The sequence below is a fragment of the Uliginosibacterium sediminicola genome (genome assembly GCF_039631295.1).
In the GTDB taxonomy this organism is placed as follows: domain Bacteria; phylum Pseudomonadota; class Gammaproteobacteria; order Burkholderiales; family Rhodocyclaceae; genus Viridibacterium; species Viridibacterium sediminicola.
Window position 1 is genome coordinate 283,790 of the sequence record NZ_JBDIVE010000002.1, and the last position, 21,590, is coordinate 305,379.

Here is a 21,590-nt window from a genome sequence, read left to right on the forward strand (position 1 = left end):
CCGTTTTTTTCCAAGCAAAAAAACACCTTTCAAATGACAAGTCAATGACTTGCCAATCACCTGTTGGATAGCCATCTCGTTGGCGTGGTAGACGAGACCGATTGCCAACACGACAGACGCCGCCACGGGTTGGATAGCCATCTCGTTGGCGTGGTAGACGAGACCCGGGACTCCAGCGGGAGTCTTGTTCCTTCGTTGGATAGCCATCTCGTTGGCGTGGTAGACGAGACCGGCTGGCGCCGATCCCAGCCAGTCAGCCGGTTGGATAGCCATCTCGTTGGCTTGGTAAGCGAGACGGCGCTCATCAGCCCCAGGTAGTCGATGACGTTGGATAGCCATCTCGCCGGCTTGGTAGGCGAGACCTGCACGTTGCTAGCTGCGGTTGAACAGCCATCTCGTCGGCGTGGTAGGCGAGACTGGTGCATTGCTGACCGTGCTGGCCGCCTAGTTGAACAGCCATCTCGTCGGCATAGAAGACGGGGCGAAGATGCTTGCTTTAATGGAGCGGGGAAGCCATCTCGTTGGCTTGGCAAGCGAGACAAGACGCCGCACCGCCGACCACTTTTCTAGTGTGGGCGCGGTGGTTTCTGGAGCGGTTTCACGATTTCATGATTTCATGAAAACATCAGCCATCGCAGTGGCCTATTAACTGCGACAGGGGCCGGGTGTCGTCCGCAAGGGTACTCATGCTCGATTACGCCACCTCAGCGGCATGGCAGCTGGGGCATAAGGAACACCAGGCGATAGATTGAACAGCCATCTCGGCGGCTTGATTCCCGAGACCGTAGCCGTAGTCACGTCAGCGGTGCTTCGGCAGATAGCCACCTCAGCGGCTTGATAGCTTGGGCGCGATTGGGAGTGTCGCCGGGCCGCCCCGCCCACACTGCAAGCGGGGCGCCGAATCTTAATCCAGATCAGCCAAATCCTCGCGCGCGCGGATGTTCACAGCCCTGATTCCTGGCCATCTTCCGGCAGACAACCCACGCTCTCCGCTTCCGCAGTGATCAAGTCGCGCAACGACTCGGCATCGCGCCAGATAACTTGCATTGTCGCGCGCAACGACTCGGCATCGATCTTCGCGCGCGAACCGACTGCAATCTCGGTGATTCGAGCAATGGCCGCGATCTGCTCAAGCGCCTCAACAGAGAAGTTGTGGATATTGGCGACAGTAGCCTGCAGGGTTGGGGCGTTGCTGCAACGTGGCTTGGATGACATGCTGTGTGCTCCTTGGCTTCATTTAAGATCCGCCCACCCCCTTCCAACGGGGCGAGAGGAACCGAGCGGGTTGGAAGACCGGACCAAGGAACCGGCAGGGCTCGCGCCCTCCCACTCGGCTCCTCCCATTGAGGCACAGCCGAGCGCACACAAAAAAGCCGCGACGTAACAACGGGCGCGGCTTATGCGCCTTGGATGTACGGGCTTCCAAACCCGTGCCGTCTTTGTTTCGACAGCCATAACAGGCTAGCTCAAAAATTTAGCCGTCGTCAAGGCCTTCTGTGTGGAACGATATTCACACACAGGAGATCCCTTGGTCAATACACAAGGGTAATTTCGCAAGCCATACGTGAATAACGGCCTCACTGCTGTGTGAGAAGCACCTGCTATCGAGCAGCCGGCGCATCCTGCGCCGCTCCAGCAGCATCCGACTGCTGGCTCAAGCGCTCAGCCTTGATCGCGTCCTCTTTTTCTTTTATCTGACGCTGGTAATCGCGCTCTCTTGCTTCGGCCTCTTCTTCAAGTTGCTCTTGGCGCGGGGTTTTGGGGTTCAGTTCAAAATAGACTGCCTCGAAAACGGGCATCAATTTTTCCTGACCCAAAACGGTCTTGTACTCCTGATTGGCGACGTAGCGCCCCACAATGCCGATGATGCTACCGACCTGGGCATTCGCAAACGCTGCCTTAAATTGCTCCGGTATTTTCGCGCTGAAGTACTCGATTCCGGGCTTCCCGGTATCTGCCGAATCCAGCCGGCCGCGCAGCTCTAGCTCCCCGGTGGGGCGATCCAGATAGGCATACACGAAATACATCCCGCCGTCTGCCTTTGTTTTTGGGGAGCCGATCAAGAAGGCGCCATCGTTCGAGTTGTATGCGGTCCTCGCCTCTTTCATGCTGGCAGGAACTTTCTCGACAGGCGCTGGCACTGCCTGCGCAATACTTTCTGGAGCAGGCGCGCTGACCTCCTCGCGTCTTTCGGCGACTTTTCCAGCGCCGTACAGGACAGCCAAAACCGCGATGAGCAATATGCCGACTACTGAAAATAGCTTTCTCATGATCTGATTTTATTTAAATGGGATCACAATCCTACACCGCAATTTAGCCGCCAGAAATACCGCCTGTGACGGCATGCGCAATTCCGCGATCAGACAAGTCTTGCCCAACCTCGTTAGATACCACCACGACCGGGCCGCCCTTGCCATCCGCGCTCGACGCCAGCGGCACGACCACGCGCGGCGCGTCCGATGCCACCGAGACCTGGGGCAAGCGGGGCAATGACGAGACAGGAACGGATGCAGCTGCAATCTCCTGCTCGTTGCGCGCGAGAAGGGTTGAGCGCTCATTCGCAGCTCGCCGTGCGGTACCCGCTCGCACGGCCTCAGAAGATCTGGCAAAAAGCCTGTCGTTGTTCGCCAGCTTGTAGCCCTGGATCGCGTCAATGATCTGCGCATCGGTCATGCTGGCTGCGTTCTTGCCGAGCGCCTTGCTGATCAGATCAGAGCCAGGCCCGAACTGTACCGCAGTGCTCCAGATTGCATCCTGCACCGCCGATCCGCGCCCAGACAGATCCAGTCCGGACGCCTTCAGCTTGGCCATCATCGGATCGTAGTGCGTAGCCTTGATGTAGTCGTGCTGTTTGTCAGCAAAGCCCGGATCAGAGGCCGCGATTTCCTTCCACTTCGCGTCAAAGGCCGGGGTACCCGGCTGTAGCCCGGCGAACTGGGCCGCGTAACCAGAACGCGAAATGAAGTCCTGCACGACACCCTTTTTGCTCGACAGCTGGTATGTGCCGTAGCTGGCGCCGCCGTTATCCCCCTTCCCGCCGGATACCGCGCCGGCGCCGGCCTTGCCCGACTCAAAGCGCTTGCTGGTGTCACCGAGCTGCCACGCCTCATCCCAGCGCCGCTTGATTTCAGTGATGCCTTTGCCAATCGTCGTGTTCTTGCCGAGCCAGTCCAGTGCCTTGCTGCCGGTCTCGCCGGCGGCGTTAGCGGCTCTGCCGGCCGTTTCGGTTACGGACGCCCTAGCATTCTCGTAGGTAGCTCCAGCATCAATCCCGGTCTTGTCTTTGATCCACTGATTCACGGCGCCGAGCGCAGAATCGAAGGCCGCAGTGACGCTCCTCCATGTCTCACCGACCTCTTTGCCCACGTCCTCGAAAACGCCGACTGCGACCGTCCACGCCGTCTCGATGTTGCGCTTGATGTCTTCAAATGCTGCGCCGACCTTTTCGCCGATGATCTGCCCGCCCTGGTCGCCCAGAAAGCCGCCAATCACGGCGCCCAGGGCTGTCCCCACGCCCGGCAGGATGGTGGTGCCAATGGCGGCCCCGAGCGCGGCGCCACCAATCGTGCCGGAAGCTCCACCGATGGCCCGGCCGTTTCGCGCATTCTTCTGTTGTCGCGTGAGCGAGTCACCGTTTTCAGAGTCGGCAATATCCAAACCGGCGCCGACGCTTGCAAGCAATGCGCCGAGCAGAGGGAGCCGCCGCAGAATCCCACCTCCGCCCCGCAGGAGCCTGCCAGCCCCACCCGCGAGCAACGATGAGCCACCACCAAACAGGCGGCCAACAAGCGGCAACCCGGAGAGCATGCGCGCGCCAGGCAGGCTCGCAAGCGGCCCGCCCTCCGACCGAACGGCGGCAGACGGGCGCTCCTCGATGTTCTTCAGGCTCTTGTTCGCTGCCTTGTTGAAGAGACTTTCATCGCGCCGGAACAGCCTCAGCTCGCCGAAGATCTTGCGAAACCAGCTCGACTCCGACGCGAGACGATCCCCGAGCACCACGCCCAAGCCGCGCTTGACTGGCCCAGCGACTTCACCAAGCGCTCGTGCAGTCGGATCTACTTCCTCAACCCCGGCTGCCACGCCACTCAGCGCCCCAAAACGCAGGCCGCCGCCAGGCCTGCCCGTGCCGCCACCGCCGCCACCGCCGCTACCGCCGCCACCGCTGCCACCGCTGCCACCGCTGCCACTGCCAGCCACAAAGCGACCTCGCGCATCTCGCTGCAGTGTTGTGGCCGGCGAACCGTTCGGCATCGCCCGACGTGGCGCAGCAGCCATCCTGCGCGAAATCGCCTTATCGGCAATAGCTGCGACCCCGGCCGCCAAGTTGGCGGCTGATCGGGCCGCTCCAGGCGCTCGCTCGCCCCCGGCCGATGACGCCTGACGAGCGCGAGGAGTGGCAACCGAAGATGAGACGCCGGGCCGCCGCGCAGCTTCGCGCCCGCGCTTCACAACTGCGTTTCGGATCGCGCGGACATCGGCGCGAATCTCTCTCACGTCGGCTGGAGTGCGGCGCAGCTCTGGAATAGATTGCCCGACCAAAAAACCCAGATCATCTGACTGCAGGGCCATCGTCAAACCTTCATGAAGGTATCGAGCTGGGCAAAGGTCAGCTGCAGCTCTTGGAATGCATCTTCTCGTCTGGACAGGCTGATTTCTTCATTGGCTGTTCTGAAATAACCCGCATCGTAATAAGCGCCGCCCATCTTCGCCGTTGAGTTCGTCCCGTGCACAATTTTAATTTTGATTGCATAGCCATTGCTGCCGCCCGGGACGCCAAAGGTTCCGTCCTGGTGCACGGTGCGCTTGGCGTGCGCATCAAACCACTTCTTGAGCGACCCCTGCTCGTCATCGAATGTCGTGATCCGCATCTCGACAGGCTCCGACGACTGCAGTGCTTCGCTAACGACGCCACCAATGCGGCGCCTGTCACCGGTGATCGTGTTCGGCGCGTACTCGACCTCGGAGGCCAGCAGATTAAATCGCAACTCCGGCTGATCACTCCCCAGCACATTGCTGGAGACTTCGAGGATCCAGAGGTTCTTTTTCGCTCTTCGCACGCCCACGGTATCCATGAACATCGCGCGCGCCTCAGCCGGCGTGAGCCCCCCGAACATAGGCGTCGGCGTTTTCCAGTAGCGCTCCTGAATCGCGATTCCGCGCAGGCCTGGCACTACCGCGTCTAGGAATCCGGACTCCATCAGGCGCTGCCCGGCGCCCGAGAAATTCCCCGACAACACATCACCCAGGGCGCGCGAACCCACATCCAGAGCGGCCAAAGAGCCAGGGGGGATAAATCCGTCAACGGTATTCGCGATGGCGTTCTGCGCCATCGTCGTGCCGCCTCGCGCGAGGGTGCCGAGCACGCCACCGCCTACAGTGCTGACGACTGCATCGGCAGCGCTGCCGAGCGCCAGCGACAGCGCTCCGCGCGCGCCACTGCTGCTCAGTGAAGCAGCAGTAGCTTCCGACGCGAGACGCGCCGATACGTCGTTAAACAAGCTCACTCGCCACCTTCATTGCCGAAGCCAGAACCGCCAAATCCCCCGGTCCCAACGCCACCAGCGCCTTCCGGCGGCTTCATGTCCACGAGCTTCGCGTAGATCTTCGCCTCCTCCTCGTCCATGTGCATCTGATTGGTCAAGAACGAAGTCATGATCGCCTTGTCAGCCCCCAGATCCTTGAGCTGTTGCATCGCCTGCACAGTCAGCGCCGCCGCATTCGTAGCGTCTGCGCGTGTGCGCTGGCGCTCCGCTTCGAGAGCCGAAATGCTGCCGAAGAAATTGATCTTCCAGGGGCGCTCTTTTTTGTCAAAAACGAACCCGTACTTCTTGAGGCAGTGGATATCGATGATCGAGTCAAAGAACTCGGACAGCGACACGCGAATGATCCGGGCATTCTCGGCAACCTGCGTCGATGTCCTGACAAAGCCGCCTTCGCCCAGCCCCCCTGACAGCTGATCAGCGAACCCGATCATCGACATATCGACGCCGATGGCACCGGAAAACATCTTTGCGTGAAGCATCACGTCTTCAACCGAAATGGTTTGCGACGTGGGGTCTTGAGGCGTCAGGCCGGTGATGAGCTGCTTCTCGTCCCACATCGGCAGAACGCTGGTAAGCGTCTCAGCGACCGCTTCGCCATTCGCAATCGCCTTGGTGATTACGTCCTTCACCTGCTTGTACATGTCGACCACGGACTTGGTGAAAACCCGTTGCTGGTCCTTGTTCATGTTGCGCAGATTCAGGCCGACGATCCGGTGGACGACAGAGTTTTTCCACCGCTGCGACACCAGCCCCAGCAACGTCGCCTTCAGCTTGTCGTAGGCGTCCTCTGCGGGGTACAGCAGCGATCCGCCCACCATGCTAGGCATGATCGGCAGCTGATCAATTTCGCTGGTCTCCACCGCCATACGCATGCTTTTCTCGACGACGCCTTGCTGAGGAATCCATTGCGTGCGTGGCATTTTCATGCGCGCGAGCTGCGTTGCATCCAGGCGCGCGACGTTCTTCGGGCCGATGTAGACCGTATAGCCAACGGTGCGCGATGCGCGCTCAAATGGCTGCACGAGCGCCGGCCTGTACATCTCGCCGATATCCAGATCGGACACGCCTGTTGCGTCAGAGAAGACCCTCGCGTAGCTGTCGCCGAACGCGGCACCTACATAGGCAACAGGGAATGCGACGCGATTAAACAGATCGCCCAGATCCTGCTCGATTTCGGCCGCGAATTTCTGCAAACGCTTGTCGGTTTTCGCTTTAGCCGATTGCTCGATGAAAACAAGCTGTCCGCTGGTCTCATGGCCACCGAGCGCGGCCGAGACCAGGATCTTGATAGCTGCCGACCCAATCGGGTCTGACTCCATCTCCTGCAGCTTCTGATAAATCTGGATGCGCGGCCTGGCTGCTTTGCTGCCACAACCGAGCAGCCCGGCGGATACCGTAGTGGCCCCCGCGCCGTACATGTAATTCTCGGCTTCGGTGATTTCATTCACTGGGCTGACATGCTGCGCATACCAGCGCTTGGCCTTCATCCCGAGCGTAGCGAAAACGCCGGCTTTCTGTTGCTCAGCAGGGGATTTGAGGTTTGAAGGCATGAGTGGATGAAGGCGCCATGAGCCGATGATTTAGCTGATGTTATGCGCCGCCTGCCCCCTCTCTTTCGGCCGATTTCCGTGTAAAAGCCCCCCCCCAGCACCGAGAAAACAAACCCCCTTGCAAAGCCTGAATTGATTTGTATAATTCAATTAAATATGACAACGCAGAGGGCGCAAATCATGATCGCCACCATTCCGGACTGGATCAATAACCTCACACCACAAGAACTTTCAGACGCGGCGATCAGGCTGCAGCTGGACGCCTCCTACCTCTACCGCTGGGCAGGCATATATCGCGACGGCCGCGCGCACTCAGTCGCCGTACGCGCGCAAATGGCCGCTCGACGCAGCTACGACCTCTCCAAGCTGTGTATCTACGCCGCCAGACAGCGCGGCGGGGTATGCTTGCCGAGAAAAGGAGATGGATGATTTTATGAAGGAAAAGGCGAGCACAGAGAAGGTCGATGGGCGCAAGAACAACGGCGGCCAGCGCGCAGGCGCAGGATCTCCGGCGAAACTCAAGACAAAGACATCCGGGACCACTCAGCTGGACCTGAGCCCGGAAGAGAGAAGGATTGCAGCGGCGCTCGGCGGCGGCAGAATCGTTGCAGGCGTCAGAAAAGCCTTGTATATCGCAGCCGAACATGAAGGAATCGCGGCAAAGCCTGACAAGGAATGAAACAGCCTCAGCGCATAATTTCAAAAATCACGAAAGGCCTCAGCCATGAAGATCATCCTCTATACGCCTGAACAGCTCGACGCAACCGTCACTGCGGGCTCTGCTACCTTCACCTCGCAAGGTCAGTGGGTCAGCAAGATGCGCTCGACCTTTGCCGGCATGGTCGGTCGAAATCCGCAGATCTATCGCTCGTTCGGCCCCTTCTGGTGGCCGCTCAAGCGCATGATGGTTGAAGCCGGCGATCTGGACGCCTCGCTACCTGACCCAGACGTGGAGGAGCAGGTTTCCACAGGTAGCGCAGCGCGAAACATCGCAGCGGCATTCATGTATCACGACCGGGCCACCGACGACATGACGGCCACGAACACCTGGCACACCGTTGACACGGACGAAGGCGACACAATCGAGTACCTTGTGATCGACGATGAGATGGAAGGGCGTTCTGCGCTCTCTGCGTCGCTCTCCTAAGTAACGCGCCACCGTGAAAAGGCCCGGTACTTGCCGGGCCTTTTTTGTCACGCGAGGATGCTGTAGAGCGTTTCCAGATCGGTTGTAGCCGGAACCACCCAGGTTCCACCATACTTTTCTGCACTCTGACGCACCTCCGGGCACCACTTGGCGCCGAAGCGCGCCTTGAGGATTTCCTTCGTGCCGTACAGGCGCCCATTTTTCGCGTTGCGGTCCTTCAGAAACAGGCTGCCGAAACGCTCATAGGTCTTCACGCCATACTTGCCTGGGGCGACCACATCTTCGTTGTTGATAACCGCCTGCAGGCCGATGGCCGCGAACTTCTGCACCCATTCAGGCGAGACCTCGCGGTAGTTCGGATCGCTCTTCAGCGCGGCTTCCTTCGCGCGCTGTTCGTCAGCCTTCATGACCTCAAGGCGCGACTGCAGCACCGCTTGTGCGGCGGTCATGGCGGCCGACACAGCCCCGGCAATTTCGCTCATGTTGACGTAGCCCTGCGACTCCATCCATACCCGCACGATGCCGTTGGCTGCATCCCGCACGCCGGCACCGTAGAAGCTAGAACCGCAGGCGCGAACCACATCCGCCAGCTCCGCCGCCGTTGCCTGCGGCATGTCTTCGATGCGACTTTGTACCGCCGCGCTGGCAACCGCAGTCAGATCCTCGCGGCTGGCGCGGTTCAGGTGTGCGCCCAGCACATCGCGCCAGTCAGGGCCGTAGATTGCCTGCCCGATAGAGGCCAAGCGTGTTGCCCCCAAGCCAGAACGGTACTGTCCAGTCTCTTGGTCCTTCAGGTACTCGGCCAGCTCCTTCTCAAGCGCCTTGTCGTCACGGTCAGGGAAGATCACGGTCTCGGCCTGCATGCCGGACATGTACGAAGCATCAAGCAGCCCGTCGCTGTTTCGCGTCAGGTAGTAGTCACCTTCAAGCCGGATTTCAGCGCGGTGCGCCTTGAAGAAATCGAGACCCAGCGCCTGCAGGCCGTTGTAGCGATAGCCCACGGACAGCTTGCGCAACACTTCCAGCTCTTCGTCGGTCGCCTTGACTTCAGTCGTTCCCTCGGTGAAGAGGTCGTCGGCCTTGAATCCGTCGTAGCTGTTCACCCAGCCGATCACCGCCTCAACATCCACCGTGCGCGTGCCCACATCCAACGCCGTGACACGCACGACCGTCGTGCGGTCGCCCGGCCTGTCCTTCGGCAGTTGGTAGCAGTGGCCGACAGCGACAACCATGCGGCTGGTCGTCACAAGGCAACGCTCCGGTGCGGACAGGATCGCTGCATCAAACGGAAGTTCGCCCTTGCTTGCCATGCCGTTGAGCATGGAAGCAGCCTGCTTGCGCTGGCTCTCCATGTCGGTGCGCTTCTTCTCCCACTCGGCCGGCACCTTCGCGGCGCGGAACTCTGCGCCCTTTACGGCCATTTCACGGCGACCGATGGTCTCAGCATCCGCGCCCTCTGCCTTCGCCTTATCCAGCGCGCGCCGGGCGGCCTCGATAGCGTCCTGAGCGCTCTTCTTCGCCGCCGCCAGATCGGAATCAAACGACGCGAGCCGTGAAGTCAGGCTTGAGAGCTTGGTTAGATTGACCTTGGCCGCGCTGTCGCGCTTGGCGCGGGCTTCCGCTTCCTTCTTCTCGCGCTGTGCATTGACCATCGCGAGAAATTCTTCCCGGTTGTCGGCCAGCAGCGCCGCCTGTTCGAGCGCGCCCATGGCGGCGCTGTTTTCGGCCTTGTCGTTGGTGTTGTTCTTGTCCATCAGCGCGGCAATCCAATTGCCTTTCGCCTTCAGCAGATCAAGGCGGTATTCATCAAAGCTGCCATGCGCCTGGTAGTAGTAGACCCGAACCTGCGCCGAAGTGTTGCCCTGGCGCACACCGCGACCATTCCGCTGCTGAATGCTGGCCGGATTCCACGGCAGCGTCATGTGGTGAATCGCGCTCGTACCCTTCTGCAGATTGACGCCGACCTCTGCCTTTTTATTGGCGATGATGATGCGGATGTCGCCACGATTGTAGGCATCCGAAATTTCCTGCAGGCGCTCGCCGCCAGCTGTGTCAGCGTTGATGATCGCAACCTGATCGGCGCTCACCGGCAGGTTGTTGATGATCAGGCGCAGCAGTTTGCCATGCTGGCTTTTCTCTTCCGTGAACACGATCTGCTTGCCCTTGCTGTCCAGCTCGGCCTGCATATTGTCGATCAGCTTTGCATACTTCGGCGTGAGCGGATGGCTGGCGTACTCGATCTTGAACTTCTTGAAGCGCGAGACAATCGCGTCCTCGTACACCTCATGAGCGATGTAGGTAATCGTGTCGCCATTGACTGCGTAGCCGGCCCTCTTCGGCACCTTCTGGTCGGCCTTCTCTCCAGTGTCCTCATCCGTGACGCGGGCTGTGAGCTCTTCGGGCAGAGAGGCGATCAGCGCATCCAGCTTGTCCTTGTCGGCCGCCTTGAAGATGAACGTCATCGTGCGGTTGTAGAGATCGATGTCCGTTGTCACACGATCCATGTCGCGGATCACGGCGAACATCGGCCGTGCCTCGCCGGACTTCACCGCCTTCGGGTTACCGGCCTTCTTTGCCTCTTCGCGCAACGCCGCATACAGGTCGCGCTGCTCGACCGACATAGTGACAGGCGTCATCATTTCGACTGCCTCGGGCAGCTTGAGCACGTTGCCGTCCGGATCCACATCATCCGCGTTCTTCATGATCGCGAATCGGTGGAACAGGCTGCGCAGCGAGTTCAGGTTTTTGAAGCCGGCCAGGCCGTCGGTTGTCACCACCTCGCCAGAAACGCGCACCTTTTCAACCGACTGAATCATGCCGAACTGGCGCACAAAGTCATCCGGCGTGTAAATCCCTAGTCGCTCAAACTCGGACTGATCAATGATCAGGCTGAGCATGTTGAAAATCTCAATCGGGCTGTTAGCAACGGGGGTAGCGGTCAGTGCGATGACGCCCTTTCCGTCGTACTTCTCACGCAGCCAGGCGGCTTTCATCGCCATGTCGCGGGCGCGCTGACTCGGAGCCGGGTTCGACAGATACGCCAGGCGCTCGGAATCGGACCCCATCGTGAATGAGTTCTTGAAGGCATGGCACTCATCAACGATCACGCGATCAAAGCCCATGTCCTCGAAGTACGGCAGCTCTGCCTTCTTGCGCGTTCCATCATCGGAGAACTCGGCCTTGAGGCGGTCGGTTTGCTGGGCCTCTTGATACGAACGCCCCTCCTTCCCGTCCGCGCCGATCTTCTTCAGATCTGCCATGCTCATCATGGACTTTTCGGCCCAGCTCTCGGCGTACTTCACGCGATTTTCCTCGCGCATCGGAATCGTGGCGTATTTCTCATACGTCATCACGACCAGCCCTACGTTGGACTGCGGAATGCTATGCATCTTCGCGAAGACCTCTTCCGGCATGTCCTCGATCAGAACGTCTTGATATTCCAGTTCGCCGGTGTGGGGGTTCTTCTTGTGATTGCCGTTTTCGTCCCACACCGGTTCCTGCACAATGGCTGCGGACTTGTCGCGCTTGGGCTCAAAGCCCACAAACAGCACGCCATCGTGGTTGCCGATCAGCTTCTTTGATTCCTGATACCAGTTGGCCAGTACGGCCTTCGGGACCACGATCAGGTGCTTGTTGGATCGCCCCATCTGGCGGTCGTAAAGGCTGAACATGATCGCGGTGTATGTCTTGCCCAGGCCCACGTCGAAGCCCAGGATGCCGGCGCCTTCCTCAGAGAGCTGGCGCACGCCTTGATTCTGATACCAATGGCCCTTGACCAGCCCCGAAACCCCCTTCAGCCCCAGATCTGACGCGTCGCGCTCGGGCGCAACATAGTTGTTGAAAGTGACGTTGTAGGTCCGCTCGATTTCAAGGAAATCATCGTGGCTCTGCATGAAGATGATGAACTGCTCTTCGAGATTGTTCACCAGCTCGCGGTAGCCTTCGATGCGCTCATCGGCCGACACCCCTCCCTTGTCTTTGACGTTGAAGCCAATCGAGCGCCCCTGCATGTAGTGCTCAAGCTGCCGGCCAAATCCGCCGTTCGCCTCCGCGCGACTTACCAGTCTGAACTCGCCGATCTGGCTGTCTGAATCGTTGCTGACAATGGTTCCTGTATAGGTCTCACCGGTATCTGCGGATGTCTTTTCGCCCTGCACCGCATAGACAAACTGGTAACCATGCTGATTAAGGAAGTCGATCTTGTAGCGGGCTTTGATCCAGCGATCCCGTAGACCAAACGAGATGTCCTCGATGCCCGTCTTCTTGACCTTGCTCATCATCAGGTCAATCTGCGCCTGGAATTGGGCTTTCACGCGAGGATCGGTCTCGCGCTCCATGGCGGCCATGAACTCGCCGGCCTTTTCATAGACCTTGCCGGCGCAATATCTCGCGCTGGTCGTGATTTCGCCGTTGGTGGTGATGCTTACCCCATCGACGCCGCACACGTCGGCCAGAGACTTGATTTCGCCGCCTTCGTAGACCGCCTTCACCGTATCAATGGACAGCACGCCGTCCGGCTTAACCTTTGCCAGAAACTCGACCACCGAACGCATGTTCTTCGGGTCATAGCCAATGGCCTCCGAGACGCCTCCGGCCAGATGGTCGGAGACCTGGCCAGACTCACTGACTGCGGACAGGTAGGAGCCGAAGTAGCGGGCCGCTTCGCCCTCCAGGTAGAAGCCCTTGACGCTGCGCGGATGCCCAAAGAGGGCGTACTCGCGCTCGACAATCTCCCGCACATGCTTTCGATGGTCGTCATCCGATTCGCCGATGTTGCTCTGTGCGACGTAGCGCGCGACGATGGAGCCGATCAGCGACCCTCGGAATGCCTGCTCGCGGCACGCATCCAGCGGCTGCGACTGCGCAAACTCAACAGCCATGCGCTGCTGAGCGTTCAATAGGTTCGGGAAGTCCTTGAACACGCGGAACGCCTGCGCGCTGCTCAGGCTCAGCATGCCCTCAAGGTCATTCGTGATCAGCCGCAGGGCGTCCAGGGTACCCGCGCCATACAAGGCCGCGTCGATAGCTCCCTCGGGCGCGTCGTACTGCACTTCGTTCCAGCGCGTCCCGTCAAACTCCATGTCGCGCCCATTGATGGCGCGGCGGTCGCCAGCTGCGTATGCAGGAATGACAGGCTCGGCCAGGTCAAGCATCTTCCAGTCGATGCGCGAGTCAAAGTGCACCGCCAGTGCGCGCTTCAGCGTATCGGGCGTCGCGCCATCGTCAGGGATAACCTGATCCATGCTGCGAACCTTCGACTTGTCCGCCGGGATGTACTGCCCGTGAATGTACTTGCGGCCTTCGCCTAGCCAATAGCCGCCGGAGATGAACTCATCCCACAGCACATTTGCCACTTGCAGGGTCTGGGCCGGCAAGTGCTTGATCTTGCCGGCAAGATCGGCAGGGTGCTTGCGAAGCACGATGACATCCGTCACGGTATCGGTACCCTGCGCGCCGAATGTCTTGCTGGGCAGCTTGTGCGCGCCAAGAAACTCTGCCTTGCGGCTGATCATCGCCCTGAACTTGCACCACGGCCCCGCCTTGTTGCCAATGATTCCAGTCGGCACAATCAGGGCGATCAACCCGCCCGGCCTGGTCTTGTCGATCACGCGCGATACAAAGTAGCGCTCGATCCGCTTTTCATCCTTGTGCTCAGGATCGAACTGCATGCCTTCGTTACGCGTGCCGAACGGAACATTGCCGATCACCGCATCAAACGAATCATCCGGCGCGCTCACTGCCAGCTTCTCGAATGGCTGATGCAAGATCCTGTCTTCAGGGTGAAGCGCTGCATTGACCGTTGCCGAAATCTTGTCGATTTCCGTACCGGTGATCACCATGCCGGCCGGCTTCGTGGCGCTAAAAACCCCCGCGCCGGTCGACGGCTCCAACACATTGCCACTGGTAAAACCCATGGCTCCAAACAAGTCCCACACGCCCTGCGCAACCGGCGCCGGCGTGTAGTATTCATTCTGGCTGTTGTCTGTGAGACCGCCCCTGCCTGAATACTCCCGGAACAGTGCCAGTTCGTCAGGCGTGAGGCTCTTCACGTTCCGCCCTGCCGCGATCTGTTCGACCAGGGCGCCGACCTTCGCATTGATTTTCTCGCGGTACTTCTTGCCGCTTTTCTTCAGACCGAACTCCTCGGTCTTGCCCCCTGCGCGCGCCTTGATGATGTCGGCCATGATCGGCAGCTTGGCAAGCGCGCTGACGGCCAGGCCAAGCGCCATGCGCAGGCCGGGCAGGATGCCGCCCTGGGCAGAATCCAGAACGGCGCGGCCGTCGAGCACGGCGATTGCTTTGCGAAAGCTGGCTGCAGAAGCCGCTTCAAGATCGGCTTGTTCCACATCGCCACGAGCGCGATTGATGGGTTCGTTTGTCTCGACAACTTCGAGTGCTTTTTGCAGCTCAAAACGGGCCAGCCCCGTTTCGTCAGCATCATAGTCAGCCGGCGCCGTGATCGTTATTCCGTCCTTCTGGCAGCACAGCATCAGCGTTTTCGGGTCAAGGTTTTGAAGCGACACCGGAACCCCGTTTGCGTTCTCGCACGCGCCCAGCAGGTCAGTAAAGCAAGAGACGGCCGCAGGCTGGCCGGACAGCTCGGCTCTCAGGTCAGTGTCTGTCAGCGGGAATCCGATTTCCACCACACCAAACGGTGTGCTCGCAGTAAAAATGTCATGGGTCTCGGGCGTAATCATTTTGCGTACTCGCTCAGGAAGGATTCGGACTGCATCTGGTGTTGATTCGGCGCGGTGCCGCGCCGTGTGTAAATCGCATACGCGGCTTTCGCCAAATCGACGTTGCGGCCGGGGTAGGTGTCCAGAACCTGGAAGAAAACTCGCCCACTTTCATTCGTGCCGGCCAGTGCAAGGATCAGCCCGGCGGCGCGCCGCTTTGTGTCCCAGTTTCTGACCCAGCCGCTCAGCAGCAAGGTGCTCTGCGCCCCCTCGCTGAACATTCCGACAAGCTTGTATCCATGTCGCTGCACGCTGTAGCGAACCCACTCAGGGAGGGCGCTGTCGTCATTGGTTTGCCTGATCGAGACGCCAGCAGCAAGCTGCTCAATGAGCGCATCCACAGATGCGCCTGCCTGCTCTTTGTCCTGCTCGACCGCGCCTCTCAGGGTCTCGCGCAGCGCCAGGAGCGCTTTGAGCATTGGGCTCGGCGGCGCCTTCAGAAAACCCGCCACAAACTCCAGCGTTTCGGGGTCTTGAGCCATGCGCTTGGCCAGGCGCTCGGGGTCACTAAAAGACTCCACGCCCATGCTGAAAACCTCGGTCGTGCCGTCCTGGTAAACCTTGCCGACATAGGGCGAAAAAAATCCGTCCTTGTACGCAACCTCATCAGATCGATATGCCTTGTTGCCGGTCAGGCTGCGCAGCGTGTACGACCGGCCACCGTTCTCTGCGCGGCGCCGAATCAGCCGACCGGCCGCCAGCTTCGCTACGGGATCTGCCTCAATGTGATGCCCAAGCTCGTGCCATAGCGTTTTCTTGTCGAAGTCGCCATCCAGGTTGATCGTTCCAACCTCTTCCAGGCTGTAGATATTCGTCGCGTTCGCGCGCCGGTCGCCTCTGGAATGCACTCGAATCGACATCAGACGCCCACCGGTCAGCCGGTAAAACTCGGCCATGTCCTTGCGCACCTGATCTGCCGGGTACCCGATCTTTTTCAAACGAGCGATAGCCGTAGGGGTAATTTCTTGGGCGTTCGCCCACGCCGTTGCAGCGTCTTCTGCAATCAACGAGGCCGCCAGCAAGTCATTGATCGCCTGCCTGCCGACCTCCACCCTTAGCGCTCTCGCCTCAGCCACAGCGCTCCCACGACGGGCCTGAATGGCGTCCTCGGCCGGGATCTTTTCTTCCAGCACAATGCGCCGATATTCTGCAAAAAGAGCGCCCCACTCCTGGCCCTCTGCCTCCGCGAGGACACCGGCGCAGAATTCACGCGCCCACTCGTCGCCCTGCTGTGCATCGCGCGCGTACCTTGCCCACAGCTCCAGGTTCGTGCCCACCAAGGGGCCGTACTGGTCTCGAACCGCAAGGCGCATCTCCATGAGCCGCGCCGCGATTGCGTCGTTCGTCGCTTGCAATTCAGGATCTACCTGAACAGAAAAAGCTTCGGGCTGCTCTGCCGCGCTCTTTGCTCTCGCTTTGAATTCTTCGGCGAACGCCCCCCGCTCGATCTGGGCGTTGACCAGAGGATCTGCGTCTCCAATCCACTCAGCGCAGATCTTCAGCAGCTCAGCATCATCCAGCTCGGACTGAATGCCAACCCTGCTTTCGGCCGCCTGAAAAACTCGCATCAGACCGTGGATCGCTTGGGCGCGCGCCGCAACCTCGAATCGCTCATAGTCAGTGCCGCCCCTGGCCGCCTCAAGCAGCTCACGCAGCGCCGCCATACCACCGGACGGCGACAACAGAACATCGGACAGATCGGCCGAGCGCCCGCGCAATGCCTTCCGGATTGCAGCCAGTCGCGTGCCACAGAGAATGCGGGTCGCACGCTGAGCGCTGGCCGGGGCCGCCGCAATGCGTTCGCGGATCTTGAGCGCGTCGGCACACAAAGCCAGTCGCCGACCGACATCCGCCGGATTAAACATCGGTACGCTCTTCGACTTCAGCCCAGTGCGTGATTGCCGCATTTGCGACATCCTCGGCATCACCTGTCAGCAGGCCGGCATCATTCAGGGCATGCACAGCCGTGGCAATTCGCCCGTACATCGCGCTCAGAGAATCGCCGTCGAACTTCCCTGCAGTGATTTCGCGCAGCGTCGCAATGTGATCGCCACCCGGCGTCGGAGCCGGATCATCCAGCGCCCCCAGTTGAATGCGTGTTGTCGTGATGACTCGCGCCAGCTTGATGCGCTTGACTGCTACCAGCGGCCCGCCGCCGGCCAGCGAATTTATCTCCGCGCGCGTCTGAACAAGGATTTTTGTCAGCTTCAGTTTTTCAATCAGATTCACGCGACATCCTCAACGGTCTTCGGGCAGTGAGTTGAATTCTCGCCTGCCGCCAGCACACGACAGTGGTGCGTTTTCTGCCTCTCGAAACTCCTTCTCTCAAAAAAAATCACTTATATGTATTGCCGTAAGCATTACTTGCGGGTATTGTTCCGTCCACTGACTTTCGAGAGACATGCGATGCAGAAAAACACAGCGACTCCGCACGATGGCAACGCCAAAACACCACCACCGCAAGGAGTGACGGCTGTGCTTATTGATCCGCATGGAGCAGTAATCGCCAGCGCCGCCAGCTTTCATGTTGACGTGCCGCAGGGATGTTCCAAGCGCGAAATTCAGGAAATCCTTGCGCGTCGCGATCTGGCCATTGATGCCGTATCGCGCTTGTCATCCAAGACATTGAGCGCGCATCTGAGCATCAATACGACCGCGCAGATCATGCGCGAAATGTGCTCAGCCGGCGGCTGCAAAGTTCTCATCGTGAGCATTGGTTACAGCGACTAAAGCACATCCCTGTAGCACAAACACAAACCGGAGAAGTCCATGCAACAACTTCAAATTCCGCCGCTCTCTGATGGCGAAATCTACATCGGCGCCATCGGCGACCAGAACGGTTCCGTGCACCACATCATCCTGCTGCCAGGCGACAACGACGATGCCACCTTCGCTGCCGCGCTTGCGTGGGCAAAGAGCATTGGCGGCGACCTGCCTACGCGTGTCGAGCAGGCCATGCTGTGGGAACGCCATCGCGACCAGCTCCAGGGCGACTGGTACTGGAGCAGCGAAACACATCACAGAGATGACAGTTCCGCCTGGTACCAGGGTTTCACCAGCGGCACCCAGGGCAACGACCACAAGACCAACACGCTCCGCGCTCGTGCCGTCCGCAGACTGCCCTTTGCGTAATCGCACACCTCTGGACAAGACCCACACAAAGTCATACAGCATGAAACGCGACAACTACACGCTTCAGCTAGACCTTGGCCACGAGCTAGTCGTCGACAACTTCGCCGGCGGCGGTGGCGCCAGCACGGGCATTGAAGATGCACTTGGCCGCCCGGTCGACATCGCGATCAATCATGATCCGGAAGCGCTGGCGATGCACGCGATAAACCATCCGTACACGCGCCATCTACTGCAGAGTGTTTGGGACGTCGACCCCATTGCCGTCACCGGCAATCAACCGCTCGGCCTTGTCTGGCTCAGCCCGGACTGCAAGCACTTCAGCAAAGCCAAAGGTGGCACACCGGTGTCAAAGCACATTCGCGGCCTGGCCTGGATCGGCATGCGCTGGGTTGCACTAACTCGCCCCCGTATCCTCATGCTGGAAAACGTCGAAGAATTCACCTCCTGGGGGCCGCTGGTCGTTGATGCGGACGGCAATGCGCGGCCCGACCCCAAGCGCAAAGGCAAGACGTTTGAGAGCTTCGTTCGCCAGCTGCGCCAGCACGGGTACGCAGTGGAATGGAAGGAGCGCAGAGCCTGCAACTCTGGCGCACCGACAATCAGGAAGCGCCTTTTCCTGATCGCCCGGCGCGATGGTTTGCCTATCGTGTGGCCCAAGCCGACGCACGGCGATCCGAAATCAACGGACGTAATTCATCGGCGAATGAAGCCCTGGCGCACAGCCGCAGAATGCATCGACTTCGACCTACCGGCCGAGAGCATTTTCGGGCGCAAGAAAGCGCTAGCAGAGAACACGATGCGGCGCGTAGCCAAAGGACTGTGGAGCCACGTACTGACGAACGCAGAACCGTTCATTGTCAACACCAGAAACGGCGAGCGAGAGGGACAACAGCCTCGCGTGCGGAACATCCACGAGCCGTACTGGACATGCACGGCGCAAGGATCGCAAGGAGCCGTGATTCAGCCGACGCTGACCCCATTCATCACCGAGCACGCCAACAGTAGCAACCAACGCACGATGCCTGCGGACTCGCCGCTGCGCACAGTCTGCGCTCAAGTAAAGGGCGGCCACTTCTCTATCGTTGCCCCGATGATGGCACCGCTCAGAGGGACTGATGAATCACGCGGGGGCCACCCGGTACAGCACCCGCTATCGACCATCTCTGCCGGCGGCACACACCACGCGCTTGTTTCAGCTTTTCTTGAGCAGGCCAACGGCGGGTTCTACGACGGCGACGGTCGCGCATTAAGCGAGCCGATGTCGACAGTTACGTCCACCGGCAGCCAGCAGCGCCTAGTGACGGCGTACCTTGTCAAATACTACTCGTGCGGCGGCCAGCACCAGAAGATCAGCGATCCGATGCACACGCTACCGACGAAAGCGCGCATGGGGCTGGTGCAGGTGATACACATCCCATCCGGGTTCCTGGCGCCGGAATTGCTGGCCCGCGCGCAGGCATGCGCCGCGTTGCTGCATCGCTACCTTCCTGAGCACTTTCCTGATCCTGCTGACGTAGTTCTGGTCGGCGACTACGTGCTGATCGACATCACGCTACGCATGCTCAAGCCGCGCGAACTCTACCGCGCCCAAGGATTTCCTGAGCGTTACATCATCGACGAAATCCCAGACCCCGCCCTACTTTTCAAAGACGGCGTACAGGCGACAGACCCGCTCAGCGTGCCGCGCATAAAGCTTTCCGCGACAGCTCAAGTGCGGATGTGCGGCAACAGCGTTTCGCCGCCAGAAGCAGAAGAACTTGTAAGAGCGAATTTCCGCCACGAACAACGGATTGCGGCATGAGCGCCGCACACGAAAGGACGACGCACAGCCATGAATGACTGGGAGATGAGATTACGCGCCGGGGTGCAAAGCCAGTGCGCCGGACACAAAGACATCGCGACCGCGCTGTCGGAGCTGGACAAGTATCGAGCATTAGCGAACAAGTCAGAGACCGGCATGACGCATGAGCAATTCGACTCGATCAACTGGAAGTGCGGCATGTCCGGAACGTACAAGGGCAACACCTACCGGATTGCCCAAGTTGATTTTGAAGAGCGACTGATCGGGCTGGATGGCCTGACGCTGGGCGCCGACGCACCAACAATGGTTCGCTGCGAGAACGTCACGCTCGCCGAATAGTGGCCGGGCAAACAACAACGGAGGATCGCGATGATCACACAAGAAACCTGCGCAGCAATTTATGCCATTCACCGAGAAATCAAGGCTGGCGAAAAGCTCTTGGCGGATCTGATGAAAGAGCGGGAACGCGCTGAGCGCAATGGCGACCACCAGTACGCGCCGAAACTGCCTGACCTCTTTGGGCGGCCGCGCGGGCTGACTCTGGGCGTCCCTTCTGGCGAGAACGGTCACCAGCTGTTCGATGTCAGTCCGATCCTGGCCGAGTCAGTGATTCGCGCTCACATCGAAAACAAGCGCGCCGAACTGGTTGCCGCCAACGAATTTGCCAGGATGGAACTCGACTCATGACTAATGAGACCCGGCCAGACGCCGCAAACACACCGCCGCCCGCCGAATCGGACAGCAGGGTTGAATTCCGCTTCATCGAGTTTAACGACGTGCGCGCGCTGCGGGGCAAGGAAGCGGCGCGCGTGGGGGTATCTGAAGAGGGAGGCGCAGAGCGCTGGCTGTGGATGAGCATATCCGACATCGAACGCAACATGAGCGAATTCGGCCGGCATCCTGAGCTGATAAAAGCAAGGGCCGCCTACAAGTTCTAACGTCGGCGCAAGTAGCAGCAGAAGCTGGAGAGAGAACAAAGATGGAAATTCAACAAGCTGTACTGGTGAGGGTCATGCCGACAAAGGTATGGATTGAAAGCGGAATCATGGGCGAGCGCGTAGTCGTTCTGCAGCACGAAGGCTGCGAGCCATTTGATTACGCCACGCTGAGCTATGACCACCGCTACACAAGCGTCAGCGCAACACTTGAGGCGGCCACCCAGATCGCCCTGGCGCTCGGTGCAACAAATCCGGTTGAGCACCGCGAGCGCAAATTTCCACCCACGCCGACCGCTGATGAAATTCGCGAGCAGATTGACATGCTGCAACAGCTGCTCGATGACCAGTCAGAGCCCAAACACCCCGAAGCCATAAAGCTGACTGATGAGAGCGAGTCATTTGAAGTGCGAATTGCCGGACCTGATGACGTTATCGTTTTCAGTGATGAGATTGAGGCGCTTCGGCGGGCAAACGAAGTGAACAAAACCTACCTCGAAGAGAGGTTACGCAACCCTGAAAGCGAAGTGCTATGCGTCGCCACGGTTCATGCAATCTGGGCCTGAAAGAAAACCATGTGCGACCGAATAAAACACCCCCTGGTAGAGATTTTGAGATCTGGACACGACGACGATATTCAGTCTGTGGTGCGGTGGTGCCCAGAGTGCGGAGCGGTCGTTGTAGATGCCGAGTTTGACGGCCGCGTTCGACCCGGCGGGGTTGTTCCGATGCGACTTGCTCGCGA

Annotated in this window: 20 protein-coding genes and 1 CRISPR repeat array; of the genes, 11 read left to right on the forward strand and 9 right to left on the reverse strand. The window is 59.7% G+C overall.

All coding sequences use genetic code 11. The features are described from left to right. Positions 1-62 precede the first annotated feature (62 nt). Positions 63-363: direct repeats of the CRISPR family, unit length 37 nt; unit sequence GTTGGATAGCCATCTCGTTGGCGTGGTAGACGAGACC. Between the two features lie 85 nt (positions 364-448). Continuing rightward, positions 449-649, forward strand: coding sequence for a hypothetical protein (locus tag ABDB84_RS20055; RefSeq protein ID WP_428715071.1), 201 nt, complete (start codon positions 449-451; stop codon positions 647-649). Between the two features lie 293 nt (positions 650-942). Here ABDB84_RS20055 and ABDB84_RS05105 read toward each other — a convergent pair whose 3' ends face one another. The 6 genes from ABDB84_RS05105 to ABDB84_RS05130 form a co-directional block, all read right to left on the reverse strand. Next, positions 943-1,215 (reverse strand): hypothetical protein, encoded by a 273-nt coding sequence (locus tag ABDB84_RS05105; RefSeq protein ID WP_345918613.1) that lies wholly within the window; start codon positions 1,213-1,215, stop codon positions 943-945. Between the two features lie 386 nt (positions 1,216-1,601). Then, positions 1,602-2,270: a hypothetical protein gene (locus tag ABDB84_RS05110; protein WP_345918614.1), complete on the reverse strand. Its 669-nt coding sequence runs from the start codon at positions 2,268-2,270 to the stop codon at positions 1,602-1,604. Positions 2,271-2,313: 43 nt separating this feature from the next. After that, positions 2,314-3,999, reverse strand: a complete 1,686-nt coding sequence (locus ABDB84_RS05115) for a VgrG-related protein (protein ID WP_345918990.1) — start codon at positions 3,997-3,999, stop codon at positions 2,314-2,316. Positions 4,000-4,085: 86 nt separating this feature from the next. Then, positions 4,086-4,214: a hypothetical protein gene (locus ABDB84_RS05120; protein ID WP_345918615.1), complete on the reverse strand. Its 129-nt coding sequence runs from the start codon at positions 4,212-4,214 to the stop codon at positions 4,086-4,088. A 357-nt stretch (positions 4,215-4,571) separates the two neighbouring features. Further along, complete coding sequence (locus tag ABDB84_RS05125) at positions 4,572-5,504, reverse strand: hypothetical protein (protein WP_345918616.1); 933 nt, start codon at positions 5,502-5,504, stop codon at positions 4,572-4,574. Continuing rightward, on the reverse strand, positions 5,501-7,093 hold the full coding sequence (locus ABDB84_RS05130) for a hypothetical protein (protein ID WP_345918617.1): 1,593 nt from the start codon (positions 7,091-7,093) through the stop codon (positions 5,501-5,503). Before ABDB84_RS05130 ends, ABDB84_RS05125 begins: the two co-directional genes overlap by 4 nt. A gap of 180 nt (positions 7,094-7,273) precedes the next feature. On the opposite strand from ABDB84_RS05130, the gene ABDB84_RS05135 reads away from it, so the two are divergent. From ABDB84_RS05135 to ABDB84_RS05145, 3 genes are read left to right on the forward strand one after another with little or no spacing between them, the layout of a single operon-like run. Then, entirely contained in the window at positions 7,274-7,522 is a 249-nt protein-coding gene (locus tag ABDB84_RS05135) for a hypothetical protein (RefSeq protein ID WP_345918618.1), read from the forward strand. After that, positions 7,515-7,772 (forward strand): hypothetical protein, encoded by a 258-nt coding sequence (locus tag ABDB84_RS05140; protein WP_345918619.1) that lies wholly within the window; start codon positions 7,515-7,517, stop codon positions 7,770-7,772. Before ABDB84_RS05135 ends, ABDB84_RS05140 begins: the two co-directional genes overlap by 8 nt. Before the next feature lie 45 nt (positions 7,773-7,817). Beyond that, the gene (locus tag ABDB84_RS05145) at positions 7,818-8,240 is read left to right on the forward strand and encodes a hypothetical protein (RefSeq protein WP_345918620.1); all 423 of its coding nucleotides are present in this window, start codon (positions 7,818-7,820) and stop codon (positions 8,238-8,240) included. A gap of 47 nt (positions 8,241-8,287) precedes the next feature. Here ABDB84_RS05145 and ABDB84_RS05150 read toward each other — a convergent pair whose 3' ends face one another. Genes ABDB84_RS05150 through ABDB84_RS05160 form a run of 3 tightly spaced genes read right to left on the reverse strand, consistent with a single transcriptional unit; the run spans position 8,288 to position 17,206 of the window. Continuing rightward, positions 8,288-14,938 carry an SNF2-related protein gene (locus ABDB84_RS05150; RefSeq protein WP_345918621.1) on the reverse strand — a complete coding sequence of 2,217 codons (6,651 nt, stop codon included), beginning with the start codon at positions 14,936-14,938 and terminating at the stop codon, positions 8,288-8,290. Continuing rightward, positions 14,935-16,842 carry a hypothetical protein gene (locus tag ABDB84_RS05155; protein WP_345918622.1) on the reverse strand — a complete coding sequence of 636 codons (1,908 nt, stop codon included), beginning with the start codon at positions 16,840-16,842 and terminating at the stop codon, positions 14,935-14,937. The genes ABDB84_RS05150 and ABDB84_RS05155 overlap by 4 nt, the downstream gene beginning before the upstream one ends. Then, positions 16,835-17,206 carry a hypothetical protein gene (locus ABDB84_RS05160; RefSeq protein WP_345918623.1) on the reverse strand — a complete coding sequence of 124 codons (372 nt, stop codon included), beginning with the start codon at positions 17,204-17,206 and terminating at the stop codon, positions 16,835-16,837. The genes ABDB84_RS05155 and ABDB84_RS05160 overlap by 8 nt, the downstream gene beginning before the upstream one ends. A 177-nt stretch (positions 17,207-17,383) precedes the next feature. Between ABDB84_RS05160 and ABDB84_RS05165 the strand changes: the two genes are divergently transcribed. From ABDB84_RS05165 to ABDB84_RS05195, 7 genes are read left to right on the forward strand one after another with little or no spacing between them, the layout of a single operon-like run. Beyond that, positions 17,384-17,707, forward strand: a complete 324-nt coding sequence (locus ABDB84_RS05165) for a hypothetical protein (RefSeq protein WP_345918624.1) — start codon at positions 17,384-17,386, stop codon at positions 17,705-17,707. A gap of 39 nt (positions 17,708-17,746) precedes the next feature. Further along, entirely contained in the window at positions 17,747-18,109 is a 363-nt protein-coding gene (locus ABDB84_RS05170; RefSeq protein WP_345918625.1) for an Lcl C-terminal domain-containing protein, read from the forward strand. A gap of 40 nt (positions 18,110-18,149) precedes the next feature. Beyond that, positions 18,150-19,910, forward strand: a complete 1,761-nt coding sequence (locus tag ABDB84_RS05175) for a DNA cytosine methyltransferase (protein WP_345918626.1) — start codon at positions 18,150-18,152, stop codon at positions 19,908-19,910. Between the two features lie 30 nt (positions 19,911-19,940). Beyond that, complete coding sequence (locus tag ABDB84_RS05180) at positions 19,941-20,249, forward strand: hypothetical protein (protein ID WP_345918627.1); 309 nt, start codon at positions 19,941-19,943, stop codon at positions 20,247-20,249. Between the two features lie 30 nt (positions 20,250-20,279). Beyond that, positions 20,280-20,597 carry a hypothetical protein gene (locus tag ABDB84_RS05185; protein WP_345918628.1) on the forward strand — a complete coding sequence of 106 codons (318 nt, stop codon included), beginning with the start codon at positions 20,280-20,282 and terminating at the stop codon, positions 20,595-20,597. Then, positions 20,594-20,848 (forward strand): hypothetical protein, encoded by a 255-nt coding sequence (locus ABDB84_RS05190; RefSeq protein WP_345918629.1) that lies wholly within the window; start codon positions 20,594-20,596, stop codon positions 20,846-20,848. Before ABDB84_RS05185 ends, ABDB84_RS05190 begins: the two co-directional genes overlap by 4 nt. Before the next feature lie 41 nt (positions 20,849-20,889). Further along, positions 20,890-21,411 carry a hypothetical protein gene (locus ABDB84_RS05195; RefSeq protein ID WP_345918630.1) on the forward strand — a complete coding sequence of 174 codons (522 nt, stop codon included), beginning with the start codon at positions 20,890-20,892 and terminating at the stop codon, positions 21,409-21,411. Positions 21,412-21,590 lie beyond the last annotated feature (179 nt).

Bases quoted from the DNA above. Each gene is read 5' to 3' on its own strand.
- ABDB84_RS05105 (WP_345918613.1), bottom strand. From the start codon at position 1,215: ATGTCATCCAAGCCACGTTGCAGCAACGCCCCAACCCTGCAGGCTACT.
- ABDB84_RS05110 (WP_345918614.1), bottom strand. From the start codon at position 2,270: ATGAGAAAGCTATTTTCAGTAGTCGGCATATTGCTCATCGCGGTTTTG.
- ABDB84_RS05120 (WP_345918615.1), bottom strand. From the start codon at position 4,214: ATGCGCGAGGTCGCTTTGTGGCTGGCAGTGGCAGCGGTGGCAGCGGTG.
- ABDB84_RS05130 (WP_345918617.1), bottom strand. From the start codon at position 7,093: ATGCCTTCAAACCTCAAATCCCCTGCTGAGCAACAGAAAGCCGGCGTT.
- ABDB84_RS05135 (WP_345918618.1), top strand. From the start codon at position 7,274: ATGATCGCCACCATTCCGGACTGGATCAATAACCTCACACCACAAGAA.
- ABDB84_RS05140 (WP_345918619.1), top strand. From the start codon at position 7,515: ATGGATGATTTTATGAAGGAAAAGGCGAGCACAGAGAAGGTCGATGGG.
- ABDB84_RS05145 (WP_345918620.1), top strand. From the start codon at position 7,818: ATGAAGATCATCCTCTATACGCCTGAACAGCTCGACGCAACCGTCACT.
- ABDB84_RS05150 (WP_345918621.1), bottom strand. From the start codon at position 14,938: ATGATTACGCCCGAGACCCATGACATTTTTACTGCGAGCACACCGTTT.
- ABDB84_RS05155 (WP_345918622.1), bottom strand. From the start codon at position 16,842: ATGTTTAATCCGGCGGATGTCGGTCGGCGACTGGCTTTGTGTGCCGAC.
- ABDB84_RS05165 (WP_345918624.1), top strand. From the start codon at position 17,384: ATGCAGAAAAACACAGCGACTCCGCACGATGGCAACGCCAAAACACCA.
- ABDB84_RS05170 (WP_345918625.1), top strand. From the start codon at position 17,747: ATGCAACAACTTCAAATTCCGCCGCTCTCTGATGGCGAAATCTACATC.
- ABDB84_RS05175 (WP_345918626.1), top strand. From the start codon at position 18,150: ATGAAACGCGACAACTACACGCTTCAGCTAGACCTTGGCCACGAGCTA.
- ABDB84_RS05180 (WP_345918627.1), top strand. From the start codon at position 19,941: ATGAATGACTGGGAGATGAGATTACGCGCCGGGGTGCAAAGCCAGTGC.
- ABDB84_RS05185 (WP_345918628.1), top strand. From the start codon at position 20,280: ATGATCACACAAGAAACCTGCGCAGCAATTTATGCCATTCACCGAGAA.
- ABDB84_RS05190 (WP_345918629.1), top strand. From the start codon at position 20,594: ATGACTAATGAGACCCGGCCAGACGCCGCAAACACACCGCCGCCCGCC.
- ABDB84_RS05195 (WP_345918630.1), top strand. From the start codon at position 20,890: ATGGAAATTCAACAAGCTGTACTGGTGAGGGTCATGCCGACAAAGGTA.